The organism is Mucilaginibacter sp. P2_A5 (genome assembly GCF_056404995.1).
Genome location: NZ_JBFUCY010000023.1, coordinates 1 through 19,802, shown reverse-complemented (window position 1 = coordinate 19,802; position 19,802 = coordinate 1). Strand labels below are relative to the sequence as shown.

Sequence of the window (19,802 nt, the reverse complement as noted above, 5' to 3'; positions counted from 1 at the left end):
CCAAAGTTTAAAGATTTGTATAGGTTAGGCATATAATATACTTTAAATACAAAAGCCGAAGGTAGTGGTTGATAAGTAATACTAAATTAGGTATTTATCTGTCAAATAATCAAATTAAAAACCATGTATTTAAAGAAGAAAAGCAGGGCCGGTTTAACCTTAATTTTTGCACAAAAAAAAGCCGGACGAATGCCGGCTAATATTTAAAAAAGAATAAATTTTAAAGCTCTTAGTTGCGCCTGAAACCGCCTTTGCCACCGCCAGTGTTGCCACCGCCGTTAAAACCAGGACCTTTGTCTTCGGCTATGTTAACCGTAATCCTGCGTCCGTAATAACTTGCGCCATTCATACATCTTATCGCTTCTTTCGCTTCGTTATCGTTCACCATCTCTACAAACCCAAAACCCTTACTCTCTTTTGTTTCGCGGTCCTTAATGATCCTGAGGGACTTAACCGGCCCAAAATCACCAAAAACTGCTGTTAATTCGGCCTCATCTACTTCTAAAGGAAGCCCTGCAATAAATACTTTCATCAATGTCTTTAAAATTTGCATAAAGGTACAAAAAATAAGGGGCATTTTACCTGTTACCTTTGTAAATAGCTTGGTTGCAACGGCTTTTTTACCTTTAAATTACGCAGGCATTTTAACCTGCACAACAAATAACCGCTATGAAAACGAATGTTGATTTATTTAAGTTGTAGTTCAAAACTACCCTCTACGCGATAAAATGGTGAGTTTTCTTTATCGTCTTTAGCCAAAAAAGTAAAGAATGTACCTTTTGCTATCGTATTATCCTTATTGTATTGATCAATAGTTATTTTGCCCGAATCATCCTTACCGACAAATTTGGTAAGTGTATATTGCAGCAGCGGCTTTTTTTCATCAACCGTAAATAAAAACTGGCTACCGGCAACTTTACTATTGATATTGGCCGATGCAAAACCTTCTGAGCTTATGCCAAAACTCATGGTATGCGCCTTGTTAATGGCTGTAATGCCAAAATATTTGTTATCGTCGTTATGTACGTTGATGAATGCTATCGAATCTGTCCCTGCATCAAAAGTGTAGGTAGAATCTTCGATGGTTACTTTTAACGTTCCTTTTGCGGCCAAAAAATTACCGGGGCTATTAATAATACCTAAGGCCGCACTATCGGCTGCAGTGGCCGGTTTGGTAGTCTCCATATCCTTAACACTCTCATCTTTCTGACATGATGAAACCACCACCGAGATAAGTAAAGCATATAAAACAAACCATTTAGTAAACCGGATACTCATAGGCTATATTGATGGTTAAAGCTAACAATAAAAACTCTAAAAATTTATCAATACAAATCAATTTAGTAAATATTTAACGTTTTTTAACGCCCTTATGATAAATAAACAGTGTTATGATATTATTGTTACCTAATTCTAAAAAATACATTTCCGCAAAATGAATTTCATCCCGGTATTTGACTGATATCTTCAGGCTTGGTTTAAGTCAAAAAAAACAAACAGACTTAATCTTTCAACTAAAAAACTTCACCTACGTTAATGAACAATCCCTTTGATCCTTCCCGGCCAAAGCCATAATCAATGGCGATATTTGTTTTTGATACTTTATTAAGCTTAATACGCAAACCCGGGCCAAAGGCGGGTTGTATCGCCTGTAACCTGGTGCCCGGCGCCGCCGAAAAGGATTGTCCGTTTACAAACAGTACGCCGCCTAATAAACCATTCCGGCTTATTTTAAAACGGTATTCGCTTTCAAAGTATACCATTTGCGCGCCCCTGAACCTACCCTGTATATAACCCCGCCCGGTAGTAAAACCCGGATCGTGCCCGGTAGCCGGCAGATCAAGATAGGCCGGCCGGCCGTTAAGCACCAACCAGTTGTACGACCAAAAGGCAATTACATTATCAGAGTTTGCAGGCAGCCGGTAATACTTCCGCACATCAATAATTAACGATCGCCATGACGTAGTACTCCCCAGGAAAGTAAAATTATCACGATAATTTATTAGTGTATAAAAACCGCGCGATGGATTGATAGAGTTATCGCGGCTATCAAACAAGGCGTTAAAGGTTACCCCTGTTGATATGGCACGGGATACAGGTCCGTATTTTTCATAATCTGATACACCTCCATTTAACTGCCCTTTTTCGGCCATGTTCCAGCGATCATCAAAAATATACCCAAGGCCTGCAAAAAAATTGCCCCCTATGTGCCTTAATACAGTTTCGTTAAACCTAAAAAAAGAGTAAACAAGCGGGTTCTCATTGCGTATGTCTGATTGGGAGCCCAGGCCAAAACTGCTTTGAGGGTATTTGTAAAACCTTAAATCGCCAATGAAAGCGAATTGATTATCTTTTGTATAGATATAGGATTGCAGCGGAATGATTACCTGCTTTTTTTGAGTATAAGCAGGATTTATGGTTATGGTAGATATGCGTGCTTCCGGGCTGGTACGAAAAGCTATATTGCCCGAAATAGTAGCGGCCAGGCCGGTTTGCAATGTATAACCAACCGCCGGCAAAATCGACAAAACAGGCTTTGTGGTAATTGAATCAACTTTTACATGCTTATCTGCTTTAACAAAAACAGCTTTTATAACATCAAATATATCTTTTTCATAAGCCGTATCAACGGGGGCGGCAACAATGGTGTCCTTAAGCTTTGAATGGCCAAGCGGTATATACTTTTTATCCTGCGCGTATGATACCGTGCAACTGAACAGCAGGACAATGAGCGCAAAGCTAAAAGTGACTATTTTTTTGCCAGGCATTATTATTTGGCATTTTTAAGTTTGGTAAAATTGCAAGTATAATACAATTATAACACTTACCTATTTATATCAATTTAAATACCAGTTTTTTTATTGCGCCTTTAACCTCGGGTCGAAGGTAAATTTGTTTACGCTGCGAATTTTTATTTTTTCGAAATCAGGGTGGGCCGGGTTAAGCAGGTAGTTATATTCCAGGTCAATAATTGCCGATGGCACTTTTAAAATCGCGGTTTCCATTTTACGCAGCCACTCATCTCCAAGTTGTTGGGTAAGGGGATAATTGATCACCTTAGCCCATTGCTCGTTGAGTTTGTTAAGTTGCCTGATTGTTATTTCGGTAATGGGTAGTTTATCAGGGACGTCAATAATGATCACCGAAAAATTGCCGCTTTGTAACGACGTACCCACCGAATGGGCAAGTTTTTCCAAACAGGAAAGCGCCAGGGAACCGCCCGTGTAAATAACATACTGCCCGGCCGAATTCCATCGCCCGTCGATACCAGACCCTTTACGGTCATGGGCATATTTGGTTTGGCTTATGCGGTAGGTGAGCACTGCGTGGTGAGTGGTAAATAGTTGATTAAGTGAGTAGTTATATTGACGATTTTAAAATCGGCTAAAATATCATGAAATGATTGACAAATTGAGCGATTGCAGCTACTAACCATTCTCCACTCACCCAATCAACCATTCACCAACATTAAGCTAAAACCCCGTAATCGATACGGACAAGCTGGGCTATCACAATGTTGATGCCGGTGATGGTATCAAGCAAATCAAAGGGGATAGCATCAATGCCGGGGTTATAATGTTTTAACCAGCTTTTAAATTCATCAAGCGTACCAAAGGTATCAAGGCCCTTATTAAAAAGTTCAAAAAGCTGGATGATGTGCTCGCTCAGGCCCTGGTTTAAATCCCGTGAGCCCTGGATGTGTTTACGCAGGGTTGGCTCGGTGATATCAAGCCATTTGGCAACATCAATTTGCGTGGCCCCCGTAACACGAATTAAATCGGTAATGGCTCCAGATTGCAAACCGTGTTTTATAGCACCAAGCTTGGCCAGGGGCGATTTAAAATAAGTTTCATAAGGCACAAACAAATCATGTAACATAAATGCCGATGCATCATGCTCAGGTATTACATACGGCTTTGAAGGCGCCTGCTTAGCGCTTGTTGTGGTATACTGCCCTTTTTCTGATTTCATACACAAATGTAAATATTTTCTTTTTAAAAAGAAAATATTTAGTTCACTGGTTCATTAGTTCATTAGTATCGCTTCGATATATTAAAATGGTGATATCACCCGGAAAACACTATGAACCGGCCGTATTAGACGGCATGCACCACCAGACAAGACCAATGAACTAATGAACCAGTGAACCAATGAACCAACAAACAAGATCAATGAACTAATGAACTAATGAACCAGTGAACCAATCAAGTAAATTATTTTACCAAAAAAATTAGCATAATTAAAAAATAATTCTTACATTTGATTCTACTTTATGCCAATCGGCATTTTAAACATAACACATGAAAACTTCTTTTAAATACGCATGTGCATCCCGGAGGATGCAGATGGTGAATGATTATTTTGAGTATGTTAAAGGTGAACCCTCGCCGGATACATCTGCAAAAACAACTGGATTGAAAAAAAGCTGGGTCCGCGAACCGGAGATACCTACAATTCGCGGTCTGGCATTATTTCTAAACTTCAAAAATATTGCTGATTTTGAAGAGTATGAAAAAAAACGAAGCCACAGAAAGCCACTCCGGTATGCCCGGTTTAGAATTGAGGCAGCTTACGAACAACTTTTGTTTGAAAAACCCACAGGAGCCATATTCGCACTGAAAAGCATGGGCTGGAATGATAAACCCGAAGCAACCAAAACATCAACCGAAAGCCACAAAACCCTCAAAGTCGAGATAACCAGCACCGGCCCCCAACCCGCATCTACCGAAAAGGAAGTGGATGATTTAATTTGAGAACCCTGAGAATTTGAGAATTTGAAGATTTGAGAATTTGAAAATGGATACCTCAACCCCAATGACCTAATGACAGCGAAGCAAATGACTAATGACAGCGCAGCGAATGACCAATGACAGCGAAGCAAATGACCAATGACAGCGAAGCGAATGACTAATGACAGCGAAGCGAATGACCAATGACAGCGAAGCGAATGACCAATGACCAATTAACCAACGACCCCAAATTTGAAGTATCCATCCTGTTTGGGCAAAATTACAATACCGATGCACATGTTGTGGTAAACCAGGGTGGCACAAGCTCGGGCAAGACTTACGCCATTGGGCAGGTGCTGTTTTGTATAGCGTGCCAGGCGCCCAAACAGGTTATAACCATAGTGGGCCAGGATATTCCAAATTTAAAAGCAGGCGTACTGCGCTATGCTTTAAGTATTTACAATAGTTCGGCAGTATTACAAACGGCGGTAAAAAGCTATAATAAAAGCGACCGGATATTTGAGTTTCATAACGGTACTTTAATCGAATTTAAAAGCTATGCCGATCCGCAGGACGCCAAATCGGGCAAGCGCGATTACCTGTTTATAAACGAAGCCAATGGCATAAGCTACGCGGTTTATGCCGAACTGGCCTTGCGAACCCGTAAGCGCATTTACATAGATTATAACCCCAACAGCACCTTTTGGGTTCATGAGCAGGTAATAGGCAGGCCGGGAGTGCAAACCATTATATCCGATCACAGGCATAACCCCTTTTTGGACGATGGCGTAAGGGCCAAAATAGAATCGCTAAAAACAGACGATATCGAATTATGGAAAGTTTACGCCCGGGGCCTTACCGGTAAAATATCGGGTCTCATATTCCCTAACTGGTATATCTGTGAACAGATACCCCCCGAAGCCAGGCTAATTGCCACCGGCCTGGATTTTGGTTTTACCAACGACCCAACCGCCTGCCTGCAGGTTTACCTGCAAAACGGCGAACTATGGATACACGAATTGATATACCAAACCGGGCTTACCAATACCGATATAGCCACCAGGCTGAAAGCCGAAGGCCTGAGCCTTAAAACCGAAATTATTGCCGATAGCGCCGAGCCAAAATCGATAGAGGAATTTAAACGCATGGGATGGTACATTACCGGGGCAAAAAAAGGCGCCGACAGTATCAATAATTCTATTGATATACTCAAACGGTACAAAATGAACATAACCCGCGCCAGCGTTAACCTGCGTAAAGAGCTCGACCGCTACAAATGGCGTGTCGACCGCAGCGGCAAAACCATCAACGAAGCTGTAGATTCCTACAACCACTTGATAGATGCGCTAAGGTACGTGGCTTTAAATAAACTGACGATAAATCGCGACACCAAACTAAAATCGAGGCTGCCATATAATGCTAAATCAAATGGCCGCAGCATGTTCGATGAGTTAATTGGCTCACGTTTTTAATTGCCCACTAAAACCTCCCTTTCAAGGTGGCTGGGGGCTAACAACTAACACTATCCCTGTAAATTAACCAATCAAAAACGCCCCCTTCAGGGGGCTGGGGCCTCAACCATGATAGAAAAAACACTAAAAACAACCACCGGCAAACTGCACATCAAAATTCCCACGCAGTTAAGCGATGTCACCCTCGGCCAAATGATGACCATGCAGGCCAAACCCAATTTAAATGATATTGAAGCCATCAGCATCTTATCGGGCATTGCCGTTGAACAGCTTCAACAAGTAAAAGATGCCAACGATTTTCTCGTTTTTGCTGATAGTGTACTGGCACTGGCATACCAGATCAAATACCTGTACAATAGCGACGTGATACCTAAACAAGTAAGTTTCCTGCTGCCCGGCAAAAACCGGCCAAAAACAGTAAAAGTACTGGATAACCTATCAGTTGAACCGGCCGGTGCTTTTATGGCCGCGCGGGAGATTATTGCCGAAGAAGTAAACACCCACATTAAACAATTTGGCGAAGAGGATTGGAAAGAAAACTTCAACCCATCATTAAACGCCTGCTGCCAGGTACTGGCCCACTATTTTTACTGCCGGGCAACAGGCAAACCCTACAACGAATACCAGGCCGAAGAATTTAGCAACCATATAAAAAACATGCGGGTAACGGAGGCACTGCCCATCTCAAAACATTTTTTTTATTGCTTTCCCGGCTTATCGACACCGAAAATAAGCTCCTGGCATCGCCTGCAACAATTTTGGAAAAACGTGCGGGCATACAATCGTTCGAAAAATTTAAATACATCAACACCATAAATGCCCTTGCCGATGGCGATATCACCAAATGGGATATCATCCTGAACATGCCCTACGAAAGGGTACTCACCAAACTCCTGCTCAACAAAACCGAAGCAGAATACCAGAAAAGGTATGGGGAAATTAATCGGGAGTCTTGAGTTCTAAGTTTTGAGTTTAAACCCTTGAGTGCCCGAAACCCTAAAAATAAAAGAGTCATGCCGAACTTGTTTCGGCACCCCACATGCTAAGTCTGCTACCTGCAAATCGAAAGTATGTCGGCTACCGTCCTATAGGATCCTGAAACAAGTTCAGGATGACTATACGTTCAACGTTTTCAACTCTCCAGCTTTAAAATCAATAATTCACTAAATCAATAATTCACTAATTAAAAAATGCGCAACCAAATAGAAACCATCGTACAATCATTAACCGGCAGCCCAACATTTGCTTACGGTACCCAAAACGAGCTAAACACCCTTGCCGATGATAAAACTTTTCCGTGTGTGTTTATGTACCCCCTGCAGCCCATCGAGGTATCGCCGCAGGTAAACGGATCTGTGGATAACACATTTACAATCTATCTTGAATTTTTGTTCAAAACCGATTTCGGGCAGTTTACGGCCGATAACGAAACCTATGTGCAGCAGGCGCTGCAAATGGCCAACCAGTTTATTGTAAAAGCATCAAAGTACCGCGAAGGCGAAGGCCGGTATTTCCGCATCAAGGCCGGCATCAAGGCAAAATGCTTGCCGGTATACAATAAGTTTGATGTAAATACTACAGGTGTTGGATTAACTATCACCCTCCCAACCATGTACTATGATACATTTTAACCCGTCCAGGGAAATCGTTTTTAAAAGGAGGCACCTACGGAGCCAAAAAACAAGATTTTTCCGCTATAAACACGTAACTCCGCCGGAGTTGGAAAACGGCCTGTGTGCCATTGACTCCATAGGAGTCGCGTGTTTACAATAAAACCCAAAATCCGGGCTCCGTAGGTGCCTCCTTTTGCTTTCGTTGTAAATACGATCCTCTTGTTAACCAAACTGCATAACGTACTAAAAATCAAAACAATAAAAAGATGGCTATAGTAGCAAACATCACCATTACCAACACCACCAGCCCCAGCGACGACCAGGTTTATGGCGACGGGCACATTTTTTTAACCGATTCTGAAACCAACCAGCCTGTAAACGGCAACAACGTTGTTGTAACCTTTACCCAGAATATTAACGGCAATATTTCCACACGGTCGGTTGCCATACCGGGGCAAAGCATCAAAATATTTTCGGGCCTTGTTGCCGATAAAATAACGGGATATTTTGTCACGTTCAGCACGCCGCAGCTTGGTACGGTTCCTGATCCGGAGCCACCGGTTAATACCTGCGACCTGAAGATCAATTTTATCCATGTAGATAAGCCCGAATCGGCACCCGGGACAGCTGATGCCCAGGTAACGGCTAATGCATCGTCAACCTATGGCCCTATCCTATACAGTACTGATGCTGGTACCACGTGGCAAACCGGGGCTACGTTTACAAACCTTAGCGGGGGTATATTCGCAGTCGAAGTTAAAGATGGCAACAGCCTGGGCTGTACGGCCTATGGTTCGGTAAACATCCCTACCCTATCCGATCTGCTGATCAGCGATCCATCAGTAACCATCGGCGGCAATATCTCCCGCTGGAACGCGGCATTTAATCCGGTGGTGTTCACCTATCAGCGTAAGGATTTTAGCGTATCGGCCGTTACCGCCAATTACGAAGCCGGCTACGCCTGCATCACGCTAAACACAAACCTAACCAACCTTGCCGGCGACTACCTGGTGAGCGCCGGCGACAAAATTTACATCAACGCCGGCTTTTACCAGGGTGTTTATGAAATAGTAAAACCTTATACGTATAATCAGCTGGTTATAAAAACCCCATTTGTTGGCAATGCAACAGGTTTTATCAACATTAATAATTTACGGCCGTACTATAAGGTAATTACCCAAATTACCTACATAGATAAACTAACCGCACGCCAGGAAACCATCACTTCAAACAACCGGCCCGATGGAACGGGACTGGTAAAGGCCGACCTATCCAACTTTTTGCAAAGCCTTTTATTACCCGCCGATAACAGCGATTATACCCAAACCAATTTCCGCGACGATAACCTGAGCGCCAGCTACCAGGTACAATATGCCCAGCATTGGGACGATGGCACAACCAACGGACATACATCAACATTTGTAAACTTAACAAACCCATATTATGTTGTTTACGCTGCAAAGCAATTAGGCGAACGCTATGCTGGTAACCTGGCTGCATATGTCCCCTTTGCCCAGGTTAATGATGTTAACCAACGGGCCCGCTGGATAACCGACTTTGCCGAACCTGCCTACTCCATTGGCTATCCCTTTGATATTGGTTTTATTTACAGCGAAGAAATGGTTGGCCAGCAACTCTACTGCGAATTAACCTTGTTAAATATTAACCGCCAGCCCCTGGCCGGCGGAACCGAAGTAAGCAGCCTGCTTAACGAAGATGGCTCATGGCTCCTAAACCAGGATGGCAGCAAATACCTCATTGCCGGGCAAAACCAGGTAAGCTTTCCTATCCCTGGCCAGTTAGGCTTAAACCGGGTAATGATTAATAACAGCTTCCCGCGCGAGGCATTTTACTTTAACCTTACCCTTAAGTATGACGATGAGCATGACACACATACCGTTACCCAAACACAAACAATAAGGATAGACGACGCGGTTGACGACCAATCGGTTTACCTCCGCTGGATAGGGCTGAGCGGTTCATGGAACTATTACCGTTTTGTTTTTAACCAGGAGCTTAGCCTCGATGTGCAAAACGCCACCATCATCAAAAATTACGTGCACGATTGGGAAAACCAGCAGGGTATTGAAGAAGTAATCAGCAAAACCGCCGGCCAAAAAATGAAAGTAATGGCCGAAGACCTGACCGTAAACGACATTAAAGGCCTGCAATCCATCAAGTACTCGCCCAAAGTACAAATGCTGACAAACAAAAACCCGGTAAAATGGCAAACTATCGTTATCAACACAGCCACTTTCAGCGAGTACGAAACCCGCAACGGCCAGGCGCCTTTCAGCATCACGTTTAATATGCCGTCTATCAATATACAAACGCAGTGATGGTTCATTAGTTCACTGGTTCATTAGTTCATTGGTCTTGTCTGGTTGGATAAGGCGGGGCTAATGGATCAAAACTAACGGCTATTACGCCTGCGTTTGCTAGTGAACTAATGAACGCAGTGAGCGTTCATTAGTTCACTGGTTCATTAGTTCATTGGTCTTGTCCGGTTGGATTAGGCGGGGCTAATGAATCAAAACTAACGGCTGTTACGCCAGCGTTTACTAATGAACTTTGCACCAATGAACTAATGAACCAGTGAACCAATGAACCAACAAGATGAACCAACAAGATGAACGATTTACAATTATATATTAACGACCAACCTGTTGATCTGAGCGACGACAGCCCTATCGCGCTTACCTTCCAGATTAATAACCTGGCCGAGGTAAAAAATCAGCAGGGCAATACCAGCAACCAGTTTAAGTTGCCGCTTACCCAGCGCAACCGGCAAATATTGGGTTTCCCTGATGATGTGGCCTTTACTACTGCCCTACCCTACAGTTACTACGATGCCCGCATTATACAGGATGGGTTAGAGATTGTGCCTTACGGCATTGCCCAGTTAAACACCATCGAACAAAATACAGCCAGCATAACCGTACTAAGCGGCAATGTTGATTTTTTTGACGCCATTGAAGGTAAAATGTATGATATGGGCGATAGCACAACGCCGTATGGCATTAACAAACCGTTCGATACCTATCAGCACAAATGGACTGTGGAAAATGCGGCAAAATCGCAGGTAAAAACAGACGGCTGGATTTGGCCTGTTGTTGATTATGGCAACCTGGTTTACAACTTTGCGGGCGATAACGAGATTAACGTACGAAATTTAAGGCCTGGCTTTTTTATTAAAACGGCCATTGATTTGATGCTGGCGGCCAATGGCTATAAAGGCACCGGATCATTATTGAGCAACCCGGTTTACCCGCTGCTGATAGCCCAGTTCAGTAATGATAATTTTGTACATGGCGCCGATTATCAAAATCAACCGGCCACTAATGGCAGTATTGTTTATAACGGCTTAAACATTAGTATATCGCGGGCGAAAAATTCAGGTTTACAGCCTGGCGGCGAAATCGGTTTTAGCAATATCCAATCCGACCCTAACAGCCATTATGCCAACAACAGGTATACAGCAAAGGAAATCATCACCGTTGACGCTGCGCTCACTATCCCCACATTCTATTTTTATGGCCGGGCCTCGGGCGATCATAAAAGCAGCGTAGATATCAGCATTGTTTTGGATACCCCAGGCTTGCCGAGGCAATATTTAGCAACCACTACATTTAATTTTAACGATGGTTACGATGCCCCGAGAGATAGCGGCAGCGGCGGATCAATACAGGCCCACAAAACCTATTTAAACACCGCGATAAAAGCTACAGATATTGAAATGGGGGTTGGCCAACAGTTATTGGTTGAATATGATTTTCATGGTGATGCCCCGTACAATTTCACCATTTACGCCGGGGCAACGTTTGCCATTACCGCGCAAAATGAAACGGTATTATATGGCCAGGAAATACAATGCGAAAGGATCTTCCCGGATATCAGTCAGAAAGATTTGCTGAAAGATGTTTTACAGCGTTTCGGCATTATTTGCCAAACCGATAATACCACGCGTACCATCAACTTTGCATCGTTTAAAGATATTGTGGGCAATATGCCGGTGGCTAAAAACTGGACCAGCAAATGCCTTGACCAGGGTAAAACCGTAAGCTTTCAGCTGGGTGGCTACGCGCAGGTAAACAACATGAAATACAAAACCGACGACAATGTGCTGCCCAAAAGCTTTGCCGATGCGCAAATAAAAGTAGCCGATAAAACCCTGCCCGCCACTGCCGATTTGTTTGAAAGCCAGTTTGCCCCCACCCTTAACCGGCCTTATATTGGCGGCACCGTTGCCCAGATAAAAATGATTGACGATACATCCGACGATAACAGTTTCAGCATCGGCGTCACGCCACGGATATTGATAGATAATAAACTGCCGCTGGCAGGCAAAACCATCAAATTTACCGATGGTGATGCAGCCAACGATATGTTTGTGAACGACTTTATATCGGCCCCTTATTTTTACAAGCCCGACGGCGAACACAACCTATGCTTTACCGATATGCCCGGCAACGGCCAGGGCAAAATGCTGCCGGGTTTAAAAACCCTATATTATCCCGAACTTGAAAAAATACTACAGCAAAGCAAAAAAGTAGTGCGTTATTTTTTACTCACCCCACGCGATATCCTCGAGCTCGATCTGCTGATACCCGTTTACCTGGAGCAGGATAGCTGCTATTACTACATTAATAAAATTGACAGCTGGCGTAAGGGACAACCTACCAAGGTGGAACTGGTGAAGCTGGGCTAATGCTTTACGTTTAAGAGAACCACCCATGAGTTATCATTTCAGTTGCTGAATCTGAATAGAAAAAGAGCGTATACTGATCACTACTAACGTTTGTAAAAATATTAGTAATAGATAAAATATCTTCTTTTTTGATGTTATTCTCATTTATAAATTGAGTGAGTTTATCGGCGCTGGAAAATACCGATGACTTTAATATTATCATGATAATTAGGGTAAGTGTTAGTGAAAATGTTAAAATAGTTTTTTTTTAATAATTGAGCTGTATCAGTATGTCGTTTTGCATTATACTACTGGTTGATGTTTTCAGGCTGACCGAGAATTCAAATTCAATAGTAAAGTATTCGGCCAGGTATCTGAAACAAATTGCTTTTATGCGATTCAGCCGCTGGTCGGTGTTTTCACCGTACCAGTTCCGCTTTATTTTCAATAACTTATAAATTTAATTTGCTATAAATAGTTCAACCAATTATATTTACCAATAAAATTAGCAAACAACTATAATGCAACAGACTACCAAAAGACCCCAAAAAAAATACTGGATTATAGCAATCTGTATTTGTGCTATCGCAATAACTGGATATTTAAGTAAGCACTATTTATATATGGCTTATTACTATACATCTAAATACGATCACTATAATACGGACGATAAAGTATATGTTGCGCAAAGTTATTTTGATGATAAGAAGGTTGGTGTTTTGATGGGAATGCAGGTAATTCGTCCATTAACAAAAGAAGAAATAGATACAATGAGCACTAATTCCTATAAGCATTTTAATGTTAAACCTGTAGCAGACCGTACATCAATTCCTTATGCCTGCATTACAGGCATAAATTTCGATATAGCTAAAATGAAACAACAAAAATCAGGGTGCATTGGTACGTTTATCAAATACAGTATAGTATATGTAAAAGACGTTAGTAATAAGTATAATGTTTCTGTTATACTTTGTGCAATAAAACCAAATGAAAAAATTTTCAATAACAAAATTGCAAACGTTTATATTCCTGATAATTTCACCCTTAAAGATAGTGTAGTTTATGTAGATCCCTTTCAAATCTCCAATAAAGAGCTTTCAAACTTTTAATTTATACTTTATCCTCCTTTTAATTAAACAGTAAGCAATATCGCATTTTTAAATATGCCAAATGCATAGTAAAAAGTAAATAAAAGTGAGCGGTCCATTGTGGCCGTTTTTTCAAATCCAATTATGCAAAATAGCATTATAAACATAATTACCGAGTAATTATTCACCTTCTGGTCGGTGTTTTCACCGTGCCAGTTCTGCTTTGTTTTTTATTTTATAACCAATAAAGTAAATTTGCAATTGATAATTCTGTTTATTACTTTTACCAATAAAATTAGCAAAACATCAATTAACCGAGACAAAAAAATCAAGTATCACTTTTAAACAAAAGTGTAGAATACATTTCAACCATTTATATTCAGCAACAAAACCGAAAACTTATATCCACATGAATACCGATAAAGAATCAGTACTAACGAAAAAGAAACCTCGCCAACGCAGAGGCTGGATCATTGGAGGCGGGGTCGTTTTATTGCTATCATGCCTGGTTACCCTTAATTGGAATTTAGTGAACTTAGGACTTTATTATATTTTTACGGCCGATCATTTTAGTGAGGGAGACAAAATGTATTTATCACTATCGGCATATAACGTTCAGGCAGATGCTTTAACTGCTTTCCGGTTAATCCGTCCGTCAAAACAAACTGACATCGACACCATGAACGTTAACGAATTCATCAAGGAAGGGCTTCGGAAAGGTGTAGATACAACTTTAAAGCCGTTTGCAAAACCGTTCAATATTACTTTTAATAAGCATGATATAGTGAAACAAAAGTCTGCGTTCATAGGTACATTTGTTAAAGCCAGCCTTGTAAATGTTAAAAGCCCCGATGGCAAAACTTTTTTAACTATGATGTATATTATTAGACCTAACAGCAAAGTTTTCCACACCGAAGAAGCAGAATATAAACGCCCAATACAATTACCACAAACTTATAGCCTGGCCGACAATAATGTGTATATATATCCTCCGTTGGTGTCGGCACAGGAACTTAAAACATTTTCAACTCAATAAAAAGCCAAAGCTTTTTATTGAGTTGAATTATGCCAAATAGCATTTAAAACATAAAACAATGTCAGATCAAAAAATTAACGTTGATATAAATATCAACGCCGACAGCCTTAGGCAAATTCCAGAATATAAAGCTGCCTTCGATAATTTAAGCAGCGCTATAAATAACCTTAATAAGGAGGTTTTAAAATACAACACACAAAATAAAGAATCCGTTAACTGGGGCACTAAAATTAAAGCTACGGTAAAAGATCTGGTAGATACATTTAAGAGTTTTAATGACATTATCGACATCGCTACAGATGCTTTTAAAGGCTGGCAAGGGATTCTATCTGCTGCCTTTACTATTATTACTACGTATGGTCCTCAAATATTGGATTTCTTAGGCGACATGTTCCAATCTGATAAAACGAAGGCAGCAGCGCAGGCTTTAAAAGACTATAAGGAAGTGATGGAATCTTATATCGAAAACGTTTCAGGTGAAGTTTCGCAATTGGGGATATTGATAGGTATTGTCAACAATAAAAATATTGCACACGAAACTCAAATCGAAGCAATAAAACGATTAAACAGTTTGTCGCCAGAATATTTAAAAAACCTTACCCTCGAAAATCTTAAAACTAAAGAAGGCAAACAAATGATTGATGAATACACAAAAGCGCTCAATCGTAAGGCTATGGAGGAGGCGGTTCAGGAAAAGAGAGCAGAATATGTAAAACAGAGGCTGTCTTTAAAGCCTGAATATGACGCGGCAAAAGCTGAAAAAGAAGCGTATCGGACGGGTAAAAAAAAGGATACACCTTATAAAGTAGGTGGATATACGATCAACGATGTTTACACACCTGCACGAGAGGGAACCACCGAATTCAAAAAGGAATCTTACGCAACTTTTGCAACGATTGCCGACCAAGACAAGGCTTTATTAAAGAAAATAAAAGACCTTGACGATAGCCTGGCAAATTCCCTTATAAAATATGGCCCAAAATCAAATCTTAACCAACCACATGACAAAAGTTATTGGGAAACAGCGTTAGTGAACCAACAACTGGCTTTAAATAAGTTAGAAGCTGGCACTAAAGATTTTGAATCAAAATCGAAACCCATCATAAACCGGATTAGAGTTATCAACAAAATGTTAAGTAGCTACGCTGTAATTGAAATAAAGGCAACAGATAAAAAAAAGACAAATAAAAAAGATCCTACGAAAGAGCAATTAGAAGCACGGGAAAAAGCCTACCAGGATTCCCTCATCAAACAAATGCAAGCCACTGCTAATGGCCTGGCTAAAAAGGCAGAGCTACAGCACAACGGCTATACTGAAGAACAGAGTACTTTAAAGCGCCTGTACGATAACAAGCTCATCAGCCAGGAACAATACGAGCAGGAAAGTACTCAACTGGAAGAAAAATATCACGTTGGCATTGGCGAGATAATAAAACGGATGAATGCCGAAGACCTGGAAAAAGTTCAGAAACAGCAAAAAGAATTAGTAGAAGCCCAACAGCAAAAAGAGCTATTAACCAAAGATCAACATGATGTTGACAAAGCCATTCTCCCCTGGAACAAGCTGGAAGCCGAAAAGAAGCTGATAACCGATAAATATAATTTCGAGATTCAGAAAGCTGCTGAGGCCGGTCAGGACACCGCCCAACTGAGGATCGAATACCAGGAAAAAATTACCGAGGCTACCAAAAAATCAGAGGAGCAGCGTAAGGCTCTTGCTATACAAGCCGCCCAGCAAATATCCAGCGCCGCTTTTTCCCTTATCAGCAACAGCATTAAATCATCCAGCGAGGCTAAAATAAAAGGGTTGGAAAGCGATAAGGCTAAAGAACTAAGCAACACTAACCTCACCAAAAGTCAGAAAGCAGCCATCGAGGCCAAATACAAAAAAAAGGAAAACGACGAAAAAGTAAAAGCTTTTAAAGCCGAGCAAAAAATGCAAATAGCCCAGGCGGTTATTAACGGCGCCATCGCTGTAACAAAAACATTGTCGACCATGGCCCTGCCAGCTGCCATTCCGTTTATAGCAGCAGATATAGCCATGACAGCAATGCAAATAGCCACCATAGCATCGCAAAAGCCGCCAAAATTTGCAAGGGGTGGCCAGTTTATATCTGATGGCCGGGGCGCATTATTACCCGGCTATAGCCGTACCGATAATACCAATGCCTACCTGCGTTCGGGTGAGGCGGTTGTGGTATCCGAAGCTATGCGCAACCCCTGGGCCCGCAACCTGGTAAGCGCCATAAACGTAGCCCACGGCGGCCGTGATTTTTCGGCACCCAATACCGGCAATGGCTACGCTATAGGCGGCATATTTACCGATGGTGGCAACGCCAACCGCTACTATAACCAACCGGTAAATGATGTAAAAGAACTGGCCAACACGGTAGCCTACCAGATGATAAACAACTTCCCCCCGATCTACGTTGATGTGAAGGACGTTAACAACCAGCAAAATATACTGGCGCAAACGGTGGATAGGGTGAACTTATAGGCGAAGCCCCCCACCCCCCTGAAGGGGGAGCAATAAACATAATCAAAAAGTATCCCCTTTAGGGGACGGAAGGGGATACCCCCAACCCCCTGAAGGGGGAGTTACAAAATCTTATTATTCAATTTATCTACAACTAAAAGCATCCCCTTTAGGGGACGGGAGGGGCTCATGAACATCAAACTCGCAAACACACTATTCGACGATGGCGTATTTTCAGCTATGTACAAGGCCGGGTTTATCACTGCCAAAATTTTCACTTACCGTGAAATTTACCTTTGGATCCACGCCCAGATGCAGATCCGCAATATCACCAAAAACCAGGCGGTGCTGGAAGCCGAGGTAAAATTTGGCAAGGATGAGCGTACCATATGGCGGGCGTTGAATTGTTTTACAGAATGATCAGTTGCGGGGAGCGGGTTGCCGGGTGCGGGGAGTATCTGAACCGGAATTTATCGGATTAAGGAATTAACAGAATTTTAAAAATTCGAAAAATTCAACTAATTTGTTTAATTCGAGTTCAGACAAAAAAATAGGCCTACTGACAAAGTAGTGTCACCATCAAACTAAACCCTTGTACCGATATTTGTATAGATCGGTTGTCTGAACCGGAATTTGTCGAATTAAGGAATTATCAGAATTTCTAAAATTCGAAAAATTCAACTAATTCGTTTAATTCAGGTTCAGACAAAAAAATCAGCTTACTGACAAAGTAGTGTCACCATTGCATTGAAACATTGTACCGATATTTGTATAGTTCACTCATCTGAACCGGGATTTTTCACCCTTTGTTTGTTTTTAATGGCGTTCAAGAGGGCTACGCCGTTCATCGAATTAAGGAATTAACAGAATTTTTAAAATTCAACCAATTCGTTTAATTCCGGTTCAGACAAAACCACTGACAAACTACTGTCACCACCAAAACAAAAACTAATTACGACCTTTGAATTATGCCAATCGGCATTAAAAACATCAACAGGATTTCATTCTGAAAATTCTAAAATCCTGAAAACGGCGTAGCCTTCTTGAACGCCCCTTAAAAACAAACAAAAGGTGAAAAATTCTGATTCAGAAAAAAATCTCAAATCTCATATCTAACATCTCAAATCTAAAAAAGATGAGCTACAAAATCTACTTATACGATACCGAAACCGATTGCATTGGTTCGGGCAGTTTATCATCGGCATACATACAAACGCAGCTGCAGGAAGCCGCCGGGCAGGACCTGGAAGTGCACATCAGCTCGGTAGGCGGCAGCGCGTTTGATGCCATAGCCATATATGATCTGCTTAAAAAATATCCGGGCAATGTAACTACCTACATTGATGCCCTGGCTGCCTCGGCTGCCTCTATAGTGGCTATGGGCGGCAAAACCATTATTATGAGCAAATATGCCCTGCTCATGATTCACAAACCCATGGTAGGCAGCGGCGGCAATGCCGATGAGCTTTTAAAAGATGTGCAGATGTTGAATGTAGTACAATCGCGCCTGGCGCAAATCTACATGGACAAGTCCGGGTTGGACGGAGTAACAGTAAACAGTTTAATAAACTCCGTCACCTGGATGACTGCCGACCAGGCCCTTGACATGGGCTTTATTGACCAGGTGGAGGATTACAGCCCCGAAATTACCAACAGCGCACTCATCAAAAAATACACTACCACGGCCCCCGCGGTTTATCAGCGATGCATTAACAAAATCTTAAACAATAAAAACAACATGAACATCGAAAACAAAGAACTTATCGAAAAAACCACGTCGGTTTTGGATAAGATTATGAACTTCTTCAGAAAAGTGGTAAACAAGCAAACCATTACCGACAAAGGTACCCTGCACCACGCCGGTGAGTTGGGCGAAGGCACCGAAGTGTACAACGACGACGACATGAGCAGCCCCGCCCCTACCGACACCTACACCAGCGCCGAAGGCAAAAAGATTGAGGTTAAAGAAGGCCAGGTGCAAAAAGTAGCGCCCGCGCCGGAAGCCGCCCCTGAGGCCGAAGATGAGGACGATGATGTACCAACAAGCAAATTAAACCCGGCAAAAAAAGCGACCGAAATTCAAAACCGCCTGCAGCAACTAAAAGCCAGGTTACATGCCCAAAACGCGCTGTTAACCGAAGCCCGCACAACCCTTGAAGAGGCAAGTAACCGCCTGCAAAAAACCCGCATCGAGGTGAAAAACGAAATAAAATCAACCTACAGCCCCGAAGGCTCCAAACGCAGCAACAAAGCAAAACCCGAAACCACTCCCTTCTTCGCCCCGCAAAGCGAACTGGCTAAGAATGCCGTGAAAAGGGCAGTTTCTAAATAGTATCAATGTGTAGTATCAAGTCGCGAGTATCAAGTATCAAGACCGCTGCACGAGGTTTTTAAATCCGAAAGTCTTTTGTCCGAAAATCCAAAAGTCAAAAATCTTGATACTTGATACTTACTAATGCGAATCAAGGGTTAAAAAGCTATAGAAACTTTATGGATTAAACACCTGATTATGAGCTTTTTATTTGTGATTTTATTTGTTTAAAGCCTTGAAAATCAGTATCTTAAAGAAGATTTCCACATCAAACTTTAAGAATGATTCCCAAGGCTAAAGCACTTAGACTAATCGCTATCTATTTACATATCTGCAAGTTACATAACGAAGAACTTCAATACTTATATCAAAGATACACCAATAATGAT

At 41.8% G+C, this 19,802-nt stretch carries 18 protein-coding genes; 12 read left to right on the top strand and 6 right to left on the bottom strand.

What is annotated here, in order from left to right; genetic code table 11:
* Positions 1-229: 229 nt before the first annotated feature.
* The 5 genes from AC1DXF_RS19850 to AC1DXF_RS19830 form a co-directional block, all read right to left on the bottom strand.
* Positions 230-532: an RNA recognition motif domain-containing protein gene (locus AC1DXF_RS19850; RefSeq protein ID WP_090651108.1), complete on the bottom strand. Its 303-nt coding sequence runs from the start codon at positions 530-532 to the stop codon at positions 230-232.
* A gap of 155 nt (positions 533-687) precedes the next feature.
* On the bottom strand, positions 688-1,278 hold the full coding sequence (locus AC1DXF_RS19845) for a hypothetical protein (RefSeq protein WP_477450440.1): 591 nt from the start codon (positions 1,276-1,278) through the stop codon (positions 688-690).
* Between the two features lie 236 nt (positions 1,279-1,514).
* Complete coding sequence (locus AC1DXF_RS19840; RefSeq protein WP_477450439.1) at positions 1,515-2,768, bottom strand: BamA/TamA family outer membrane protein; 1,254 nt, start codon at positions 2,766-2,768, stop codon at positions 1,515-1,517.
* A gap of 90 nt (positions 2,769-2,858) precedes the next feature.
* Positions 2,859-3,323 carry an RES family NAD+ phosphorylase gene (locus AC1DXF_RS19835; RefSeq protein ID WP_477450438.1) on the bottom strand — a complete coding sequence of 155 codons (465 nt, stop codon included), beginning with the start codon at positions 3,321-3,323 and terminating at the stop codon, positions 2,859-2,861.
* Positions 3,324-3,468: 145 nt separating this feature from the next.
* Positions 3,469-3,972 (bottom strand): antitoxin Xre/MbcA/ParS toxin-binding domain-containing protein, encoded by a 504-nt coding sequence (locus tag AC1DXF_RS19830; RefSeq protein ID WP_477450437.1) that lies wholly within the window; start codon positions 3,970-3,972, stop codon positions 3,469-3,471.
* Positions 3,973-4,301: 329 nt separating this feature from the next.
* Here AC1DXF_RS19830 and AC1DXF_RS19825 point away from each other — a divergent pair, with 329 nt between their 5' ends.
* The 7 genes from AC1DXF_RS19825 to AC1DXF_RS19795 all read left to right on the top strand — a co-directional run bounded on the left by AC1DXF_RS19825 (position 4,302) and on the right by AC1DXF_RS19795 (position 12,523).
* Positions 4,302-4,754, top strand: a complete 453-nt coding sequence (locus tag AC1DXF_RS19825; RefSeq protein WP_477450436.1) for a hypothetical protein — start codon at positions 4,302-4,304, stop codon at positions 4,752-4,754.
* A gap of 194 nt (positions 4,755-4,948) precedes the next feature.
* Positions 4,949-6,202: a PBSX family phage terminase large subunit gene (locus tag AC1DXF_RS19820; RefSeq protein WP_477450435.1), complete on the top strand. Its 1,254-nt coding sequence runs from the start codon at positions 4,949-4,951 to the stop codon at positions 6,200-6,202.
* 108 nt (positions 6,203-6,310) lie between these two features.
* Entirely contained in the window at positions 6,311-7,018 is a 708-nt protein-coding gene (locus AC1DXF_RS19815) for a hypothetical protein (RefSeq protein WP_477450434.1), read from the top strand.
* Complete coding sequence (locus AC1DXF_RS19810; protein WP_477450433.1) at positions 6,961-7,158, top strand: hypothetical protein; 198 nt, start codon at positions 6,961-6,963, stop codon at positions 7,156-7,158. The genes AC1DXF_RS19815 and AC1DXF_RS19810 overlap by 58 nt, the downstream gene beginning before the upstream one ends.
* Positions 7,159-7,392: 234 nt before the next feature.
* Positions 7,393-7,833 carry a hypothetical protein gene (locus tag AC1DXF_RS19805; protein WP_477450432.1) on the top strand — a complete coding sequence of 147 codons (441 nt, stop codon included), beginning with the start codon at positions 7,393-7,395 and terminating at the stop codon, positions 7,831-7,833.
* Positions 7,834-8,081: 248 nt separating this feature from the next.
* Positions 8,082-10,154, top strand: a complete 2,073-nt coding sequence (locus tag AC1DXF_RS19800) for a hypothetical protein (RefSeq protein ID WP_477450431.1) — start codon at positions 8,082-8,084, stop codon at positions 10,152-10,154.
* Positions 10,155-10,444: 290 nt separating this feature from the next.
* Positions 10,445-12,523: a hypothetical protein gene (locus AC1DXF_RS19795; protein WP_477450430.1), complete on the top strand. Its 2,079-nt coding sequence runs from the start codon at positions 10,445-10,447 to the stop codon at positions 12,521-12,523.
* Positions 12,524-12,770: 247 nt separating this feature from the next.
* Here AC1DXF_RS19795 and AC1DXF_RS19790 read toward each other — a convergent pair whose 3' ends face one another.
* Positions 12,771-12,950, bottom strand: a complete 180-nt coding sequence (locus tag AC1DXF_RS19790) for a hypothetical protein (protein ID WP_477450429.1) — start codon at positions 12,948-12,950, stop codon at positions 12,771-12,773.
* A 73-nt stretch (positions 12,951-13,023) separates the two neighbouring features.
* On the opposite strand from AC1DXF_RS19790, the gene AC1DXF_RS19785 reads away from it, so the two are divergent.
* From AC1DXF_RS19785 to AC1DXF_RS19765, 5 genes are all read left to right on the top strand, one after another.
* On the top strand, positions 13,024-13,611 hold the full coding sequence (locus AC1DXF_RS19785) for a hypothetical protein (protein WP_477450428.1): 588 nt from the start codon (positions 13,024-13,026) through the stop codon (positions 13,609-13,611).
* A 388-nt stretch (positions 13,612-13,999) separates the two neighbouring features.
* The gene (locus AC1DXF_RS19780) at positions 14,000-14,626 is read left to right on the top strand and encodes a hypothetical protein (protein ID WP_477450427.1); all 627 of its coding nucleotides are present in this window, start codon (positions 14,000-14,002) and stop codon (positions 14,624-14,626) included.
* A 58-nt stretch (positions 14,627-14,684) separates the two neighbouring features.
* Entirely contained in the window at positions 14,685-17,123 is a 2,439-nt protein-coding gene (locus tag AC1DXF_RS19775) for a hypothetical protein (RefSeq protein ID WP_477450426.1), read from the top strand.
* A 168-nt stretch (positions 17,124-17,291) separates the two neighbouring features.
* Positions 17,292-17,522: a hypothetical protein gene (locus tag AC1DXF_RS19770; protein ID WP_477450425.1), complete on the top strand. Its 231-nt coding sequence runs from the start codon at positions 17,292-17,294 to the stop codon at positions 17,520-17,522.
* Between the two features lie 715 nt (positions 17,523-18,237).
* Positions 18,238-19,434 (top strand): head maturation protease, ClpP-related, encoded by a 1,197-nt coding sequence (locus AC1DXF_RS19765; RefSeq protein WP_477450424.1) that lies wholly within the window; start codon positions 18,238-18,240, stop codon positions 19,432-19,434.
* Positions 19,435-19,802 lie beyond the last annotated feature (368 nt).